We start from the raw sequence: 18,707 nt of genomic DNA, 5'->3' as shown, positions 1-18,707 counted from the left end.
AAAATAATATTCGTATAATGTTATAAAAGATTATGCCTATTGGCATTTAATCCATCAGATACCAGCCAAATATGAAACGCTTGTTTAAACATAGATGATAATCATTGCATCTTTCAACCCCAGAATCTCTTGTTCTTGGCATAGTTCCTCTCAGCCACAAGTATATCCCGGTAGAAAGCTTCCTCATCCTGCCTCATCTTTTGTATCACCCTTGTTGCCATCTCAGGACCGACACCCCTGCTGGCAAGGGCTATCACGGCCTGCTTGCCATGGGTCATCACAATATTGGCATTCCTGTAAACCTTCCTTATACGTTTGAGTTCTTCCTCCGAACCTGTCTTTTGCTGCTTCTGCACAAGCTTTATCTCTTCCTCCTCCCAGGGTTTGAGCGATGCGATCATCCTGGAATCGCACACCGGGCATACGAGAGAGTCAGGGACGTTCTTCACCTGCCTCCTGGAGGTCCATTTTTTGCAATGAACACAGAACAGGATCACCCTGTCATTCATGATCCTCTCCTTGAGTGCCATCACGATAGACCTGTCAGCCTTCTCAGGCGCCACAAGGTCCCTCTTCATGGAAAAACCGGCCCTGCCCAACGGTGTCGAAGGACTTACCAAAACTGCGATCCTGCCGGAGGATACGCCTTCCAGCACTTCCGAGGCACGCGTGATATCCAGCATGGTATGGAATATCTCCCGGATGACCTCGTCATACATGGCAGTATCCCTGTATATCTCAAGCAGCTTCTTCATGCTTATCCTGTCATAGTCGATATCCTTGCCCAGTGCCCCGAACTTCCTTGCCACATGCACCATTTTCCACTTCATCAGGGAAGTGTTCTTCAGTGTCATCTCTATGATAGGCTCGATGTGCTCAGGCTTTATTTCAGCCAGAAGGTCTGATATCTCTTTAGCCCGTATCCTCCGGGGAAGCTGTAAACGTATCCTGTAAGGGTCTATCTCCTGGGACACGCTGCTCCCGTATCTTGCAGCCAGGAGGGATGTGAGTACTTTTGCAAGGGTCTCATTGGTATTGTGTCCGAAGCACGCATTGATCAGGACAGCATCGCCGTCATTCTCTATCACCAGCAGACCTGCATGAGGGACAGGGAAACCGCCCTCAGCATGTTCCCTGACAAGGGAGATCAGTGACTCAGCCCCATTGACATCCACAGGATAGGCCTTGCGCAGGGATGCAACTACCTCATTGTCCCCGCGCCCCTCCAGAACCTGCCCGGCGATGGTCTCCCGGATGGAACCTACCTCCCCGGCAACCTCAAAAGGCACGGGTATCTCCTCGCCCACCCAGCTCGGGATCTCACCCATCCCGCGCACCGGCTCCACCTTTATCCGGTCACGTTCACTGTTCATCTCAATGACCCGCCACATGTCCCCCTTGGTAATAAAGACAGCACCGAGTGACACAAAGTTGATGACAAATGCCTCATCAAGCACGCCCACCGGCCTCCCTGTGACGATATCAAAGATCTCGTATTTCTTCTCGTCAGGTATCATGGACAGGTTGTCATAATAATACTGCCAGCTCTTCTTCCTTCGAGAAAGGACATCGGAGCCTTCCTCATTCCATACCATGCGATAGTCGTTTATCTGTGAGACCACTTTTCTGAGAGTGCTCTCGCTCAGGTCCTTGAAAGGATATGCACGCCGGAGAATGGCGAACACCTTTTCGATATCCACATCCCCGAAATCAATAACAAGTCCGGATATCTGGTTTGCCAGTACGTCCAGGGAGTTCATGTGTGGCGACACTGCCTCCACCTTGCCTTCCAGCGCAAGCTTGCAGATAGCCATGCTCTCAGCCACATCGTCAGGGCCCATGGCCAGGATAGTGCCCCTGGAAACCTCATGTATCCTGTGACCTGCGCGACCTACACGCTGCAGCAACCGGGAAACCTGCCTCGGGGAGCCATACTGCACTACATGGTCCACGTTCCCGATATCTATCCCCAGTTCCATTGACGAGGTGCAGATAAGGCCCCTAAGGTCGCCGCTTTTGAATGATTCCTCTGCCTCGATACGTGCATCCACCGACAGGGAGCCGTGGTGCACCCCGATGGGCAGGCCGAGCATCTTAAAACCGGCAGCCAAAGCCTCTGCACTCTGCCTTGTGTTCACAAAGACCAGCGTGGATATGTTCTTATCGACAATATCACGTATGCATCTGAGCTGCGAAGCGAACTCCGCCTCTGAGCCGACCCTGCCGCCTATATCCAGGTCCTCGTCTGTAACAGAGGGGCTCACCACATTGAATTCCAGCAGCTTGAGCATCGACACGGATACGACAGTGACACTGCGGTCCGTACCTGCCAGGAATTTTGCCACCTCATCCGGATTACCCACTGTTGCCGAAAGTCCTATCCTCTGGAACTCGCCTGCTATCTCCACAAGCCTCTCAAGGCCCACGGCAAGCTGGGTGCCTCGCTTGGAGGATGCCATCTCGTGAATCTCATCCACCACCACGTGGGTCACCGATCCCAGATTCTTGCGCAGGCGGGAGCCGGTGAACATGGCCTGAAGGGTTTCGGGAGTTGTTATCAGGAAATCCGGGGGCTTACGTGACTGCTTCTGCCGTTCATACTGGGAAGTATCCCCGTGCCGTACCTGCACGTCGATACCAAGCTCGGCACCCCACCAGTTCATGCGTGAGAGCATGTCACGATTAAGCGCTCTGAGAGGTGTTATATAGAGTGCCGAGATGCCGGCCCTCTGTTCCTCACTCTTGGAAAGGATGGCGTTGAATATGGGAAGCATGGCGGATTCGGTCTTTCCGGAGCCGGTGGGAGCCACCAGGAAAGTATGCTCTCCTTTCATAATGAACGGCAAGACCTTCTCCTGGGGTTCCGTGGGAGCCACGAAGCCCTGCTTCCGGAGAGCCTCCTGTATCCGCGGGTGCAATGAATCAAAGATGTTCCCGAAGCTCATTTCCTCGATACCTTCCTTTTGCGTTTTCCGGCGCCGGGCCTGCTTTCCTCCAGCCTGCGGATGTTCTTCAGTGCCCCAAGACATGTCCCGTCAAGCAGATAGACCTGTGCATTGTCAATGTCCACTGCCCCAGATGAGAACATGGGGCCAAGCAGGTCATCATGGAGAGACTCGTTAAAGGCAACTCCACCGCACAGCTCGTTGAAAGAAGGGACAATTATGAGCTCGGGACTGTCTTTTACCTTGCGCTCCTGCATCCCTTTATCCCTGAAATGCTCCCCCAGTACATCCATATTAAGTCTTGTCCTGATCCAGCTCTGCTCCGTCACGGAATAGCCAAGGCTGTCTGTGAACCTGATAGTAGGATGATTGTGGGCTGTCACTATATACTGCGCGCTAAGCAGGGATGGGTCCGGCCAGGTATGCCCATGGAAGTAAGCAACTCCCTCGATAACTGAGCCGCGCACCGGATGTATTGTGATATCAGGCCTCCTGGGAACCAGATGCTCGATACCTCCGTCATGGTTGCCGGGAAAGATGTCTATCCGGGCATGTTCCGCAAGGGACTCCAGGAAATAAGGGATCTCATCCCTCTCCTGCCACGAGATCTGCGGCACATTGTGTTTCAGGTCTCCCAGCAGGATGACCCTGTCAGGAGATCTGCTTTTTATATAGCCAATGATGCGTTCAAGCCCGTATTTCATGCGGCTGGGTATTGATATACCGCTCCTGTAAAGGTCCCATTCGATACCAAGATGTATGTCTGCAACCACCAGTGAAGTGGTGGCGCTCTTTACAAGAAGTGCAGGCTCGTCTATGAGAGGTTCGAATTCTATTGTCATTTGAACAGGAAACTATTTTCTTTCTTCAGCCATCATGTCCACTCTTTCTGAGAGCGATTCCACCGTGGACCTCATCTCGCGGAGATCCTTCTGCATTTCCAGTAGAGTATTATACATAGGACTGCGGTCATCCTTAATGGCCTGCTCCTGGGAGAACTTCTGCTTGCTCGGGAAAATATAGACATAGGTAAGCCACATGCCGATGAATGCCACTGCAGACAGGCCGAACAGGAACAGCAGGTAGTTGGGAAACAGCAGCCTGAAGAAATTATCCCCTGAACTATAGTACTGCAGCCTTGTTATCATAAGGAAGTTAAGTATCGAGAACAGGAACATGGTCTCACCCACTATGATAAGCAGGCCGCCAAGCTGGGTGGACATCTTCCTTTGCTTCGGGACTATTCTGGAAAGAATGGAACTCATTGCAGTTTATATGCGGTTTATGTATTATTTAAATTGTGCAGTCATCCAGGAAAAATAATTCAAGCCGGTATTTAATACTCTTTTTTCCGGGAAGCAGTATTGACCTGCATTTGAAGAAGAAACTTTAATGAAGGAGCTTGCCGTAGAACCAACAAAACAGAGATGATAACAAATGGAACATCATTCACCTGAGGAAAAACTCCAGAACCCGATAAAGCAGGCAAGGATCACAGAGGGCATGGATGTTGACTCGCTTGTCCAGGCAATGTGCGGATGCGCCTTCGGTGCAGGAAAGCTGGCTGACGCTGTGGACATATACCACGAGATGCTGGCCGGGGGTTCCACGAGCTTCTTCGGGCTTGCAGGAGCCATGGTACCGGCGGGCATGAGAGGCATCGTGGCTGACCTTATCAGGGACGGCTACATAGACGTGCTTGTGACCACAGGAGCCAACATGGTGCATGAGATCGTGGAATCCATGGGGCTTCACCACTATAAGGGATGCGCCCAATGCGACGATATAGAGCTCAAGCACGAGGAGATCAACAGGATATATGACGTTTACCTTCCCGAGCCATACTTTGTGGATTTTGAGGAAAGGATGCAGGCAATCTTCGCCGACATGGGCAGCGAACCTATTTCCATCAGGCAGATGATGACCCATATAGGCAACCATATTGATGACAAGGACTCCATTCTCAGAACTGCGGCGGACATGAACGTGCCCGTGTTCTGCCCGGCCATCCAGGATTCCATGATCGGGCTGCAGGCCTGGCTCTACAAGCAGAAGAATCCCCTGAAGGTCGACGCCTTCGAGGATATGAGGGAGATAATCGACCTGTGCTACGAGGCTAAGAGACCCGGCGCACTGCTCATTGGCGGCGGCGTTCCCAAGAACTACATCTTCCAGTCCATGCTCATCACCCACCAGGAGTTCGAATATGCCATCCAGCTGACCATGGACACGCCGGAGACCGGCGGCCTGAGCGGAGCCACCCTCGACGAAGCGCGTTCGTGGGGCAAGGTAAGCGAGACTGCACGTTCGGTCACAGTACACTCCGATGCCACGATAACCCTGCCAATACTGGTTGCGGCTGCAAGGACAAGGCTGGCAAAGGAACAGGGACAGGACTAAGCCTGCAGGTTCGGAAAAGGAGATTCACATGGAAAAAGATACACGACTCATACTCGCACTGGACGTACTGGACAGCGCTGAAGCCCTCAGGATATCCCAGGTGGTGGCCGGGCATGTGGACGCCATCAAGGTGGGCTACCCCCTCATACTGGCAACAGGACTAGGGATAATAACCGAACTGTCCCGATATGCACCGATCATTGCAGATTTCAAGGTTGCGGACATACCCAACACAAATCGCCTCATCTGTGAGCAGGTGTTCAAAGCCGGCGCTGATGCTGTCATCGTTCAGGGCTTCACGGGACACGACAGCCTAAGGACCTCCGTGGAGGTGGCCAGGAGCAACAACAAGGATATTTTCGTGGTCACTGAGATGAGCCACCCCGGTGCACTTGATTTCATGCAGGCTGCAGGCGAAGCTATAGCAAAGATGGCTGCCGATGAGCAAGCCTCCGGCGTGGTTGCACCCGCAACAAGGCCCGAAAGGGTAAGGGATATCAGGAATATAATCGGCAGCGACCTCACAATAATCTCCCCGGGCGTGGGTACGCAGGGCGGGAGTGCTGCAGATGCTATCAGAGCCGGCGCCGACTGGGTCATAGTGGGCAGGAGCATCTACCAGTCAGATGACCCGGCAGCAGTTGCTGCAAAGCTTGTGAGTGAAATAAAAGAAGTGATCTGAACTAAAGATAAATAAAAAAACAGGAAGTGTGCCTGTGATGAGAGAATCTTTCTGATTCGTGATGAACCCTATGAGTTCTGAGGCACACATACTACTCTTATTGTCAGATTTCCATGTTCATTTTGAGGATATGTGAGAACATCTCGTGTTTCCTTGCATCCGACGTAGCCTCATCAAGAGCCCTCTGCATCTCACTTATGGATTTTTCAAGACTCTTTATGTAGACAGACTGCTGTTCAAGCTTGGTGTTGACCTTGCGGATATCGAGGTTCTGGCGATGAAGGGTGATATGTGTCCCGATCTCCTTTTCAGTTGTTTCCAGAAGCGCTTCAAGCTCCCTGCGGCGGGACTCCAGTTCACTGAATCCGGATTCCAGTTCACTCTCCAGCTTAGAATTACCCTCGCGTTTGGTTTTGATGCTCTCCAGTTCGGACTTAAGGGAAGCTTTCTCTGACTCGACCTCAGCTCTCCAGGAAACGATCATCGATTCCTCGGATTCGAGTTCCCTGCGCCTGTCGTCTATATCGGACTTTCTCTGCAGGAGGGATTCCTCTTCACCTGACAGGGAGATTTTCTGACTTTCAAGTTCGGCACGTCTTTCTTCAAACGACCTGAGCTCTTCCCCGTACACAGAAAGAGACTCCTGTAAGAGGTTATTATTCTCAGTATAGATGCGCAGGTTCTCCTCATATTCAAGAATATCATGCTGGTAAAGCTCTGTATTCCTCTCAAAGGCAGCAACCTTTTCCCGGAACTCGGCAGACCTTGAATTGATCTCTTCTATCTCAAGTTCCAGCTGCCTGCGTGATTCGCTTGCTGCGATCTTCCTTTCCTCCAGGTCAAGCTCTTCTTTTGCCTGCCGGTCAAGCAACTCCTCAAGCTCCTGCCGGTTCTGGGTGAAGGTGGCATAGTCGAGGTCATATTTCCGTGTCAGCTGGGAAAGCCTTTGCTCCCTTTCCTCATGGATGCGGACCTTCTCATCATAAGCCGCCATTGCAGCTTCAAGTTCGGAAGTCTGTGGTATCAGTCTGTTGAATTCGCTCTCGATCTGTGCCTTTATCTCTGCTATGCTGGAACTTTTGGCATTGAGCAGGGATTCCTCGTTCTCCAGTTCCTCCCTGAGGGTTGCAAGGTCTGCCTTCTTACGATTTAGTTCCTTCAGCTCACTGTAGTACTTTGACTTTACAAGATCTATGGCAGTACCATAGTTCAGGCCTTCAATACCCAGCGAAGCATCGTTCCCTGCTGCAAGCTGTTCCTCCAGAGAATGTGCCTTCTTCTCAAGCTCTTTCTTCCTGCCAAGATAATCCTGCAGCTCTTCTTCATACTGGGCCCTCATGCCGGAAAGTTCAGACCTGTTGCTCTCAAGCAGGGTAAACTGCTGTTCGTACTCCTGTTGAGTCCTTTCGAACTCTTCCAGTCTCTGCTCGAGTTCGGCTTTATTCTTCTCGAACTCGGAGCGCTTCTCTTCAAGTTCACGGATCTGCTCCGTCGGAATGGTATCTTCAGCTTTCTGCACTGCAGACTTGAGGATAGTGCATTTGCGGTTAAGCAACTCCTCCTGCCTGGAGAGATCCTCCTTTAGTGTGTCAAGTTGCTTCTGTTTCTCTTCGTACTCTTCCATCTGGGAATCATACCTTGCCTTAACATCGGCGAGTACAGCCTCTTTTTCCCTGTACTCCTTGAGTTGGGCCTCATATCTTTCCTGTAACTGTCCCAGATCCGTCTCCAGAGTTTTTACGATTGTCCTCTGGTTGTATATACCGGGACCGTCAACATTCTGGGAATCACCTTTTTTGTCTTTGTCATCTTCATTGATCGCAGGCTTACGATATATATTGGGAGTGAAATCCTGACTCGTGCGACCTTTTGCAGCCTGCTTCCCATTTTTTGACCAGCTTAATGAACTCATAGTATCACATCAGATTTTTTTGCATTATCAAGGTTACTCAATTTTTCCCAGAACTCCCCTGGCATTTTTTCTGCAAGCATGCAAGCTCCATAGGCTCCGGCACATTCAGGCCTGTCCAGGAGGAAGACTTTGCCACCACCGACTTCCCTTAACTCGTTCTCAATGAAACTGCTGATGTTCCTTATCTTACTGCTGCCGCCGCAAAGGTAGATATTGTTCCTTAATGCTTCACGGAACTGAGGTTCTGCATCGGATACAATTCTCAGGATACCTGAGACGATATCAGGAATGATTGATTCGCAGGCAAGCCGGAGCTCCTCATTGATCATCACATCCTCCGTTGAATCACCGATCGGCAGCTCGACCCTGCACTCTTCATCCGCGTCCCCTACGAACCCGTAGGTCTCCTTCCACGTCCTCGCAAGTTCTTTTGTCACTGTTGAGCCTTCATATTTCTCAGCCAGCAGGTCGACAAGTTCCTGATCGATATTCTCTCCGGCTACCGGGACATTCAGATAATCCCTGTCTTCAGGCATACAATCATGAATGCGACAGATATCGGTTTTACATGCGCCTGCATCGATGATAATTGAGCCGTTGATTTTCTTATTCCCGTAAGCAACACAGAAGGGCCCGTTGGCAATCATCAGGCCTCTGAAAAGCGGTCTTGCCGCATCCACCACCGCTCTCCTGTAAGATGCATCAGCACACGGAGGAACACTTATCATAGCGTACCTGTGCTCATGTTCCGCAGTAATGCCTGCAGCCTGGACACAATGTTCAATTAGTGCCCTGAGGTTCCCGCAGTTCCCTCCTTTATACAGAAGGTCCTTTACAGGCCAGTTCAACTCAAGATCTGCTCTTTCGAGTGCAGCCTTTCCAACATAGAGCCTGTCCTCATCATCTCTTTCTGAATCGGGATTATTATCACGAGCAATCAGGCTGTACTCTGAGAACGTGGACCCCTTATTGTTGCAGATTGTTATTACCGACGTACCCAGGTCAATCCCGAGATAGGACGTTTCCCTGTCTGTTCCGGACGCAGCAGGATAATCAGTAGCTTCATTCTCATTTTGGAAACTTTCAGCAGTGTCCACGATAATGCCTCACGACTTTGTTTATTGATAACAGAAGATGTGAGATAAATCAGTATTTATATATTATGAACATGAAATTTTCCTCCATGGCGCTGAAGAGGGACTGCCATGAAAAAAAGAAATGAGGAATTGCATGCATACCCCCGGAATTTATCCGTATCACATGTTCATGACATCCTCATAATATTAATAGCAACAGGATATTACATGTTGATCTTCCTGTAAAGCCGTGCATTAGCTGCCACCAGTTGAAAATAGCCTTCCAGTACTCAGGCAGCTTCTGGGTATGATCTGTTGCAAAATAACCTTCATCCAGTAAATCACGGAACATCCCGATCACCTTGACGCGTTCTTTTTGATTGAAGTGAAGAAGTACATTATTGCACAGGATCAGCTTCAGGTCTTACCTTAGCGGTTTCATGCTAAGAAGATCAGGTTTTGTGAAAGAGACACTTTTACGTATTTCCTCCGGTATAGTGAAATAGCCGGTTCACAGAGCAGGAGAAAAATACTTCTCGAATATTGGCCCGGGTATCCTTTGTACCTCTTCCAGAGGACATGTTCCCCTCTCGATGATGTCAGAGAGCGGGTTGCTGTTGCCGATATCTGTTGCACGGATCCTTATATTCCTGAAGATCATGCCCTTATTTTCCCGCAGCGTTATTGCCATGGAATAAGGTTCCCGCCCCATGGCGCAGCCGACGTCCCACATGCGGATGTACCTGCGGGTCCCCAGGTTCGGGATCACAGAGTCCCGGATCATTTCAGGAGTCTGCATCTACCTGAAGAAATATGTAAAAGCCGTAAATACCTCTCTTTAAAGGTTGCAGCTTCAGCAATAAGCATGGAAATGTGCATCCTGCTGTGCATGACTTAATATCAATAGAAAAAGTATCTTGCCTTTCAGGCAAGATTGGAAATCTCAGCTACCTCTTCAAGCGTCAGGACCCTGGCCAGGTCCAGTAGTATAAGGAGTCTTTTGTCGATCTTCCCGACACCTTTAAGGTAGTTCTTACTGACTTTAGACATGACGAGCTCAGGAGCGGGTTCCACACCGGATTTGGGGATCCGCAGCACTTCATTGACCGAGTCCACGATCATACCGACAACAGTTTTTCCTACCTCCACAACTATTATCCTTGAGTTCTCGTCAGCTACCCTAGACTGCAGGTTGAAACGTTTGCTCAGGTTCACTACTACAATGATCCTGCCTCTCAGGTTTATCACGCCCTCCACAAAATCAGGGGACTGTGGGATCTGAGTCATCTCAGGCATCCTGATGATCTCCTGCACGTTCATGATCTCTACACCGAACTCCTCACCGCCCAGCTCGAACACCACGAGCTGGAGCAGGTCGGCAGCTTTACCTTTTCCTTCAAATGACATATCAGCCATATTAATGCCCCTGATGATCATAGAAGGGCGTGGCCCTTGCGTTTACCTGCAATGGGACTTCCCCTGTTCTTTGGATTGGCATGCTGCTGTCCCTGGACACTGCCTGCGTTCTCATCCAGAAGGAACTTGTCAACCACATCCTTCATTTCCCCTGCAACCTGTGCCAGGCCCTCTGCAGATCTTGAAAGTTCCTGCATGGTGGCTGTCTGCTCCTGCACGGCGGCCGACGCTTCCTCGGTACCGGCTGCAGACTCCTCGGATATGGCAGAAACCTCTTCCACTGAGGAGGTCACCTCTTCAATCGAGGCAGACTGCTCCTGGGCTGCCGCTGCTATGTCCTGGACCATGTGAGCTATCGTATCCCCGGCCTTGACGACCTTCTCGATCACATTTGCAGCCTCGTTGAGAGCCGCAGCACCATTGGAGACTTCGACAGCACCCTGCTGCATGGTTGTCACCGCATTCGCAGTACCTGCCTGGATCTGGTGTATAAGGCCAGCTATCTGCTTGGCTGCATTACCTGAATCCTCAGCGAGCTTGCGCACCTCGTCGGCAACCACAGCAAACCCACGCCCATGCTCGCCAGCCCTTGCAGCCTCGATGGCTGCGTTGAGCGCAAGCAGATTGGTCTGGTCGGCAATGCTTGTAATAAGACTGACTATCTCGCCGATCTGCTTGGATTTGCCATCAAGCTCCATGATGACCTCAGAAGAATCTGAAGAGGCTTCCTTGATTCCCTCCATCTTCTTCAACAGGTCTTTTGCGATCACACCCAGCTCGTGGATAAGTTCATTGGATTCCTTCGCGGTCTCTGCCGCCTTCTGTGAGTTGGTGGCTACTTCCTGCACTGTCATGGTCATATCTACCATTGCACGGGAAACCTCTTCAGTCTTGGATGCCTGGTTCTGTGCTCCCTTGGATATTTCTGAGACCGTGTCTGCGATCTGGTATGACGAAGAGGTCAGCTCTTCCACGGATGCGGACATTTCCTCTGCGGTTGCAGCTACATTCTTGGAGGTGCCCTGCACCATGGAAACCACATCGTTCAGGGACCTTCTTGTGTTCTCGATACCGTCCGTGAGCAACTTGAACTCACCGACACCTTCCACCTGAGCTGCACGGGTCAGATCGTTGTTTGAGATCGCTCCCAGCACCTCGCTGGAATCTTCTATTATTGCCTGGAGGTTCTCACCGAACGTATCAAGAGCGCTGGCGAAAACCTTGAAATCACCCTGTGTCTCAAAGCTTACCCTTGCATCCAGATTGCCTCCGGAATATTCATTTACGATCCTGATAGCTTCGTTGAGCGGGGTGACAAGCGCATCGATTGCCCCATTGACAGTGTTGATAGCTTCCTGGAAAGCTCCCTGGTAAGCAGACCCGTCAGCCCTGTAATCGAGATTCCCAGCCTCACTGGCATGGCCAAGCTTTATGAACTCATCAACGATCCCTTCAATATTGCTCATCATGGTGATATAACAGGGAATAAGCTCGTCGTTCTCCGAACGCTTGCCTATCCTCTTAAGGCCCGCAAGATCGCTGAGGTCGCCTACAGCGATCTTCTTGTTGACCGACATGACCGTTCGGATCCTGTCACGGATAGAGTTGGTGGCAGTACCCACGTCTGCAAAGATGCCCTGATACTGTCCTTCCACCCTGCGTGTATGGTCGTTATCCGCCATGAGCTGCAGCACTCCATTGCTTTCCTGAAGCCCCTCAAGGCCTTCAATGCATGCGTTTATGTTGTTCTTGATCACGTTGAAATCGCCTTTGTAGTCATCCGTGATCCTGTCAGGGATCTCTCCCCGGGATATGCTGTCAATATACTCTGCAGTGAGATTCAGAGGTGTGATCACAGCATCAAATGCTTCATTGACAGTCACGACAGCCTCTTTGAAAAGACCTTCGAACTGGGAAGCATCGGTCCTGTGTGCCAGATCGCCTTCTTCGGCAGCCTTACCCAGTGCAATGAACTCGTCTGCCATGCCCTTGACCGTTTCCATCACTGCTATAGTGTTCGGGAGGAGCTTGTCGTTCTCTGAGCGCTTGCCCACCTTCCTGTACCTTTCAAGGTCACTGAAATTACCCGCAGCCATGTACTCAAAGGTACGCTCGATGTTGAGCAGCCTGTTCCTGACCTCATTGACAGCGTATGCATTGTCCTTGAAGATACCCGGATATTCACCTGTCACACCGTTCTCGAAATCATTGACTGCAAGCTTAAGAAGAACGGATGTGCTCTCGTTGAGCGGTTTTGATATTGCATCAAGGTTGCTGTTCATGCTCTCAATGATCTTCCTGAAATCACCGCCGTGTTTGGAAGCTTCCACACGCACATCGACCTTGCCGGCGGCAGTTGCTTCTGCAAGCCTTGCAGAGTCAACAACAAGAGCATTAATGGCGTCCACGCAGGTATTGAGATTGTTCTTAAGATCGTTGAAGGCGCCTTTGAATTCCTTTGTGCTCTTCGGGGGGATGTCTCCCTTGGATATCTTCTCTACGAACTTTGATGCAGCAACAAATGGCTTCACCATGGCATCCATCAGGCCATTCACATCATTAATCAGTTCTTTTGCTTCTGCATCAAACTTAGAAGCATCTACCCTGGCCTCAAGCTGGCCTTCTTGGACACATCTCATTAATCTGCTGACCTCAGTGGTGACCAGTGCCTGGGAATCTGCAGCTTCTCTCCAGTGCATGGCATTGTCAATAAAAGCATTGAACGCCTCAGCAAGTTCTTTGTCCTTTCCGGACAGATCGAGATCTATCCTGCTATTAAGATGACCATTGTTAATGCTTTCAAGCACATGGGCAATCTCTTTGTTCAGTTTGTTGTTCATTCCTAGCATTTTTGACCCTCATCAAAGCAATAATCAATATATTCAACAGGGCCCACCCGGGCATAAAGTATACTCAAAATATAATATTAATAGTATAGATAAAAGTGCTGATATAAAAACATTACACATTATCTAAGCTAAAAGAGACAGACGAGGCTATGTGCACCTCCTCTTGGCAAAAACACAGCTTGCATGCTGTCTGCCACGTGCGTAAGATCCTGGACAGATGTTGAGAGTTCCTGCATGGAAGCAGTCTGTTCCTGAAAAAAGACGAAGGCTTCCTGTGCATCTGTTGCAGACCGTTCTGAGATGGCGGATGCCTCGTCCATTGAGTAGAATTGCAGGGCTTTGCAGACCTTTTAATCAACAGCAATGTAAGCAGGAACCAAAATAAGTACAGATAATGTAAACCTATCTGAAAAATATATTACTGCATGAAATCTAATGCTGGCTCAGGAAATGTTCATGACATAGTGCATTGTATACCAGAAACTACATAAAAGAACATGATATATAAGATAGAAATTCATCTGAGACCAGGCACCAGATGACTTCCTGATCCAGTATTCGCACTGATACTATAATATATGTTCCCGGAGGATTTACATGAAAGTAAAAATCACAGAAACCATTCTTCGAGATGCGCATCAATCCCTCATAGCCACCCGCATGCGCACCCGCAGCATGCTGCCAGTTGTCGACAAGCTGGACGAAGTTGGATACTTTTCACTTGAGATGTGGGGCGGTGCAACATTTGACACTTCCATAAGATATCTTAATGAAGATCCCTGGGAGCGATTGAGAGAACTGAAAAAGCATATGAAGAACACACCTGCCCAGATGCTTCTGCGCGGGCAGAACCTTGTTGGCTACAGGCATTATTCGGATGATGTTGTCGAGAAGTTTGTGAAAAAGGCCTATGAGAACGGTATTGATATATTCAGGGTCTTTGATGCCGTGAACGACATCCGCAACATGGAAAAAGCCATTACAGTCGCCAAGAAGGAAGGCGCCCATGTGCAGGGAACCATATGCTATACCATCAGCCCCGTGCACACCATAGACAAATATGTCGAGCTTGCAAAAGGGCTTGCGGAACTTGAGTGTGATTCCATTTGTATAAAGGATATGGCAGGGCTTATATCTCCACAGCAGGCCTACGACCTTGTGAAAGCACTCAAGGCCGAGGTCAACCTGCCTGTGGATCTACACAGCCATTGTACCTCAGGCATGGCGCCCATGAGCTACATGGCCGCCTGCAGGGCCGGTGTTGACATCCTGGATACGGCACTGTCACCCTTTGCGTGGGGAACCTCACAACCGCCTACCGAATCCATCATTGCCTCACTTGCCGAGACGAAGCGCGCCACCGGACTGGACCTGGAGCTTATCTCAGAGATCTCTGCCTATTTCAAGGACCTGAAGGAAGAGTACAGATGCATCCTCAGCCCGATCTCAGAGCAGATAGACACCAACGTGCTGCTTTACCAGATCCCCGGAGGCATGCTCTCAAACCTTGTGTCCCAGTTACAGGAACAGAATGCACTGGATAAATACAAGGACGTGCTTGAGGAGATGCCAAAGGTGAGGGCTGACCTGGGCTATCCGCCACTTGTGACACCCACCAGCCAGATAGTTGGAACACAGGCTGTCCTCAATGTCCTGATGGGTGAAAGGTACAAGGTCATCCCGAAAGAAGTAAAGGATTACGTGCGTGGGCTTTACGGAAGGCCGCCGCAGAAGATCGATGATGCTATAGTCGGGAAAATAATCGGCAACGAAGAACCGATATCATGCAGGCCGGCAGACCTCATTGAACCCGAATACGAGAAGATGAAGGCCGAGGCCGAGAAGATGGGCCTTATAAAGAAGGAGGAGGACATACTCACATACATCCTCTATCCTGCGATAGCACCTGCTTTCCTCAAAGGTGAGGCAAAGGAAGAGGAGCTTGTGCCTGTTAAAACCCAGCAGCATCCATGTGCAACTGATTCTAAAGTGACATTCGTTCCCACAGAGTTCAAGGTGGAAGTGGACGGCGAAATGTTCAATGTCAAGGTCAATCCCGTGGGAGGAGCCGTAAGCGTTTCTGAGGCAGCGTTCAAACCGGATGCTGCATCACTGCCCGGGGCAGTTACAAGCCACATGCAGGGAATGGTGCTGTCCGTAAAGGTCGATGTCGGAGACAACATCAGTGAAGGCGACATAGTGTGCGTCATCGAGGCCATGAAGATGGAGAACGCCATACATGCGCCTCATGGCGGCATCGTCAAAGAGATATTCATTGCTGAGGGTGATGCGGTCGGCTCCGGCCATGTCATTATGTGCATAGAGTAAGGGAGAGTGCACATGTTCAAGAAAGTACTTGTTGCAAACCGTGGCGAGATAGCCATCCGGGCCATGCGTGCCTGCAGGGAGCTGGGAGTCGCCACAGTGGCGGTTTTTTCAGAAGCGGACAGGAATGCCCTCTTTGCAAAATATGCAGATGAGGCGTACTACATAGGTCCTGCGCCTTCGAGCCAGAGTTACCTGAATATGGACAGGATAATACAGGTTGCCCTTGAATGCGGGGCGGACGGTATACACCCGGGCTACGGTTTCCTTTCGGAGAACAGCACATTTGCCAAAAAGTGTGAAGATGCGGGCATTGTGTTCATCGGGCCCTCCAGCCATGCCATAGAGCAGATGGGGAGCAAGATAGCCGCCAGGAATGCCATGGTAAAGGCAGGCGTCCCAGTGGTTCCCGGAACTAACAAGGCTGTCGCCAGTGAGGAAGAAGCTATCGAGATAGCTAGCTCTATAGGATATCCTGTCATAATCAAGGCATCCGCCGGAGGTGGCGGCATAGGCATGAAGATCGTCCACTCCAAAGAAGGCTTCAAGCATGCCCTTCAGTCCATTCAGTCTGTGGCGGCGTCTGCCTTCGGGGATCCTACGGTATTCATTGAGAAATACGTTGAAGAGCCCAGGCATATAGAGTTCCAGATACTGGCTGACAAGTACGGGAATGCGGTCTACGTGATGGAAAGGGAATGCTCCATCCAGCGCAGGCACCAGAAACTCATCGAGGAGGCTCCATCCCCCGTAATGACCCCCGAACTGCGCAAGCAGATGGGAGAGACTGCGGTCAGGGCGGCAAAGGCGATCGGCTATGAGAATGCGGGGACCGTCGAGTTCCTTTATTCCAAAGGCAACTTCTATTTCCTGGAAATGAACACAAGGCTGCAGGTCGAGCACACTATAACCGAAATGATAACAGGCATCGACCTGGCTAAACAGCAGTTGCGCATTGCATGCGGAGAGAAACTGTCGATCAAACAGGAAGATATATCCATACGCGGATGGGCCATAGAATGCCGCATCAATGCAGAAGACCCGCTCAATGACTTTGCGCCGTCCCCGGGCAAGATCAGAAGATACCGTTCAGCCGGCGGACCGGGAATACGCGTGGACAGCGGAGTCCATATGGGGTATACGATATCCCCTTATTATGATTCCATGATCTCGAAACTGTCCGCATGGGGCCAGACAAGGGAAGAAGCAATAGACCGCATGAAGCGCGCACTCTATGAATATGTAGTTGTTGGTGTGACCACGAATATCCCCTTCCATAAGGCCGTGTTGCGCAATCCGGTGTTCAGGGAAGGCAGACTTACGACACACTTCATTGACGACTACAAGATCATAGAGGACGTGAAACAGGTAGTCATTGAAGACTCCGCAAAAGGAGCAACACTGGCTTCCGCACTCGAGAACAAGGAACAGAAGATCGCGGCCATCACTGCAGCCGTGGGCTCGTACATGAGCAACGCCCAGAAGCAGACAAAATAATTAAACCTGTGAGTATAATATATAATAGCAAACAAATATTCACTGGTGAGTATCTGTGAATGACAATAAGACCGAAATAATCAGGATACTTAAAGCTGCAGGGAACAAGGCGGTATCAGGGCAGGAGATCGGGGCAAAACTCGGGATAACAAGGGCAATGGTCTGGAAGTATGTCCGGGATATCCGAAAGGAAGGATACGATATCCAGTCCTCTCCGAAGATAGGATATACCCTGATATCCTCGCCTGACATGCTATACCCGGAACAGATAAAGATAGGGCTTGAGACAAGTCTCTTCGGGAGAGAGATCGTGTATTACGACGAGATCGAATCCACGAACAGCATTGCCAAGGATATCGCTAACAGATATCCAGAGGGGACAATGGTTATTGCAGAGACCCAGAAAAAAGGCCGTGGCCGCCTGGGCAGCGAATGGCAGTCCACCCCCGGAGGGATCTGGTTCTCACTGATCCTTAAGCCTTCCATCCCTCTAGAGTACGCCCCCAGGATCACACTGGTTGCAGGCCTGGCCGTTGCAAAGTCGCTGAGAAGATTCGGGGTTGATGCCCGGATAAAATGGCCCAATGATGTGCTCATCAACGGGAAAAAGGTCTGCGGCATACTTACCGAGGTGGATGCCGAGGTCGAGAAGGTTGACTACCTGGTACTGGGAATAGGCATTAATGCAAATGTCAGAATGAAGGATTTCAGGGAGGACGTCAAGGAAAGTTCCACGAGCCTTGAGGCAGAGCTAGGTAAGCCGGTCAACAGGATAGAGCTTATCAAGGACCTGCTCTATGAGCTCGAACAGCAGTACATAAAGTTCAAGACCCAGCAGTTCTCGAACATTGTCAGTGAATGGATATCCCTTTCCGACACCATCGGAAAGGAAGTGACCGTCACCACGCCTGTGAAGATCATTGAGGGCAAGGCTGTCGGTGTCACTGATAAAGGAGCACTTCTTGTAAAAACAAGAAACAATACAAGAGAAGAGATCATTGCCGGGCGTTGCAGGTATGCTAAGACTTGAGCCAGCACTGCTTTTAATGTACAGGTCGGCAGCAGCGAAGCTCCTGTTAGCCCTGATCCTGATATGCAGCCTACCCATCACATCAGCGGCCCAGGATACTGTCCTGATGGATGGGGAAAGCATCTTCCTCACCACAGGAGAAGCATGGACGTTTGATCAGGGCTATGTCCTTACAATTAAAAGCGTCAACCAGAGAACAAATGAAGTCTGGCTGGAACTGTCACTGGACGGAATGATCCTCAGGGAAGGCATCTTCCGGGAAAGGGATACTCTTGTGTACTCCCGTGATACGGAGATCCTTAACATCACCCTCGATACTGTATATTCGAGCCCCAGCGGAGAACTGGTCACATTCACTCCGGTATACCAGTATCTTGACCCACAGCTTCCTGCACCTGAGGTCCGGGACGGGCAGGAGCAGGACGAAAGCAACGGTTCCCAGGCAAACAGCAGTGGCGATGATATCTTACCCATGCCCGGATATGGTATGTTTCAGACACTTGCCACGATTGCGTTAGTCGGACTGACCGGACTTGCCGTTCACAGAAAAAGATAAGGGACCTTCCTAAAAGAAG

The 18,707-nt window shown here is 50.3% G+C and carries 14 protein-coding genes; 6 read left to right on the top strand and 8 right to left on the bottom strand.

Annotation, left to right across the window (positions count from 1 at the left end):
• Nucleotides 1-113: 113 nt before the first annotated feature.
• The 3 genes from PV02_RS03430 to PV02_RS03420 are packed head-to-tail and all read right to left on the bottom strand — an operon-like array spanning nucleotide 114 to nucleotide 4,210.
• The gene (locus PV02_RS03430; RefSeq protein ID WP_256622155.1) at nucleotides 114-2,945 is read right to left on the bottom strand and encodes a DEAD/DEAH box helicase; all 2,832 of its coding nucleotides are present in this window, start codon (nucleotides 2,943-2,945) and stop codon (nucleotides 114-116) included.
• On the bottom strand, nucleotides 2,942-3,787 hold the full coding sequence (locus tag PV02_RS03425; RefSeq protein ID WP_256621959.1) for a metallophosphoesterase: 846 nt from the start codon (nucleotides 3,785-3,787) through the stop codon (nucleotides 2,942-2,944). Before PV02_RS03425 ends, PV02_RS03430 begins: the two co-directional genes overlap by 4 nt.
• A gap of 12 nt (nucleotides 3,788-3,799) precedes the next feature.
• Nucleotides 3,800-4,210: a hypothetical protein gene (locus PV02_RS03420; RefSeq protein ID WP_256621958.1), complete on the bottom strand. Its 411-nt coding sequence runs from the start codon at nucleotides 4,208-4,210 to the stop codon at nucleotides 3,800-3,802.
• Between the two features lie 172 nt (nucleotides 4,211-4,382).
• Here PV02_RS03420 and PV02_RS03415 point away from each other — a divergent pair, with 172 nt between their 5' ends.
• Entirely contained in the window at nucleotides 4,383-5,345 is a 963-nt protein-coding gene (locus PV02_RS03415; RefSeq protein WP_256621957.1) for a deoxyhypusine synthase, read from the top strand.
• Nucleotides 5,346-5,373: 28 nt separating this feature from the next.
• Nucleotides 5,374-6,027: an orotidine-5'-phosphate decarboxylase gene (gene pyrF / locus PV02_RS03410; protein WP_256621956.1), complete on the top strand. Its 654-nt coding sequence runs from the start codon at nucleotides 5,374-5,376 to the stop codon at nucleotides 6,025-6,027.
• Between the two features lie 103 nt (nucleotides 6,028-6,130).
• Here the strand turns inward: pyrF and PV02_RS03405 are convergent, their stop codons facing one another.
• The 5 genes from PV02_RS03405 to PV02_RS03385 form a co-directional block, all read right to left on the bottom strand.
• The gene (locus PV02_RS03405) at nucleotides 6,131-7,939 is read right to left on the bottom strand and encodes a coiled-coil domain-containing protein (RefSeq protein WP_256621955.1); all 1,809 of its coding nucleotides are present in this window, start codon (nucleotides 7,937-7,939) and stop codon (nucleotides 6,131-6,133) included.
• Nucleotides 7,936-9,036, bottom strand: a complete 1,101-nt coding sequence (locus PV02_RS03400) for a rod shape-determining protein (RefSeq protein WP_256621954.1) — start codon at nucleotides 9,034-9,036, stop codon at nucleotides 7,936-7,938. Before PV02_RS03400 ends, PV02_RS03405 begins: the two co-directional genes overlap by 4 nt.
• Nucleotides 9,037-9,526: 490 nt before the next feature.
• On the bottom strand, nucleotides 9,527-9,814 hold the full coding sequence (locus tag PV02_RS03395) for a CheR family methyltransferase (protein ID WP_256621953.1): 288 nt from the start codon (nucleotides 9,812-9,814) through the stop codon (nucleotides 9,527-9,529).
• Nucleotides 9,815-9,939: 125 nt separating this feature from the next.
• Entirely contained in the window at nucleotides 9,940-10,431 is a 492-nt protein-coding gene (locus PV02_RS03390; RefSeq protein WP_256621952.1) for a chemotaxis protein CheW, read from the bottom strand.
• A gap of 17 nt (nucleotides 10,432-10,448) precedes the next feature.
• Complete coding sequence (locus PV02_RS03385) at nucleotides 10,449-13,280, bottom strand: methyl-accepting chemotaxis protein (protein WP_256621951.1); 2,832 nt, start codon at nucleotides 13,278-13,280, stop codon at nucleotides 10,449-10,451.
• 597 nt (nucleotides 13,281-13,877) lie between these two features.
• On the opposite strand from PV02_RS03385, the gene oadA reads away from it, so the two are divergent.
• From oadA to PV02_RS03365, 4 genes are read left to right on the top strand one after another with little or no spacing between them, the layout of a single operon-like run.
• Nucleotides 13,878-15,608, top strand: a complete 1,731-nt coding sequence (gene oadA, locus PV02_RS03380; protein ID WP_256621950.1) for a sodium-extruding oxaloacetate decarboxylase subunit alpha — start codon at nucleotides 13,878-13,880, stop codon at nucleotides 15,606-15,608.
• 12 nt (nucleotides 15,609-15,620) lie between these two features.
• A complete protein-coding gene (locus PV02_RS03375) occupies nucleotides 15,621-17,102 on the top strand; it encodes an acetyl-CoA carboxylase biotin carboxylase subunit (RefSeq protein WP_256621949.1) in 1,482 nt (493 codons plus the stop codon).
• 55 nt (nucleotides 17,103-17,157) lie between these two features.
• Entirely contained in the window at nucleotides 17,158-18,132 is a 975-nt protein-coding gene (locus PV02_RS03370; protein ID WP_256621948.1) for a biotin--[acetyl-CoA-carboxylase] ligase, read from the top strand.
• On the top strand, nucleotides 18,119-18,688 hold the full coding sequence (locus PV02_RS03365; protein ID WP_256621947.1) for an S-layer protein domain-containing protein: 570 nt from the start codon (nucleotides 18,119-18,121) through the stop codon (nucleotides 18,686-18,688). The genes PV02_RS03370 and PV02_RS03365 overlap by 14 nt, the downstream gene beginning before the upstream one ends.
• Nucleotides 18,689-18,707 lie beyond the last annotated feature (19 nt).

Source organism: Methanolobus chelungpuianus, from assembly GCF_024500045.1.
GTDB classification, from domain to species: Archaea; Halobacteriota; Methanosarcinia; order Methanosarcinales; family Methanosarcinaceae; genus Methanolobus; species Methanolobus chelungpuianus.
The sequence above is the reverse complement of the archived record's forward strand: the minus strand, read 5'-3'. Positions and strand labels throughout refer to the sequence as shown.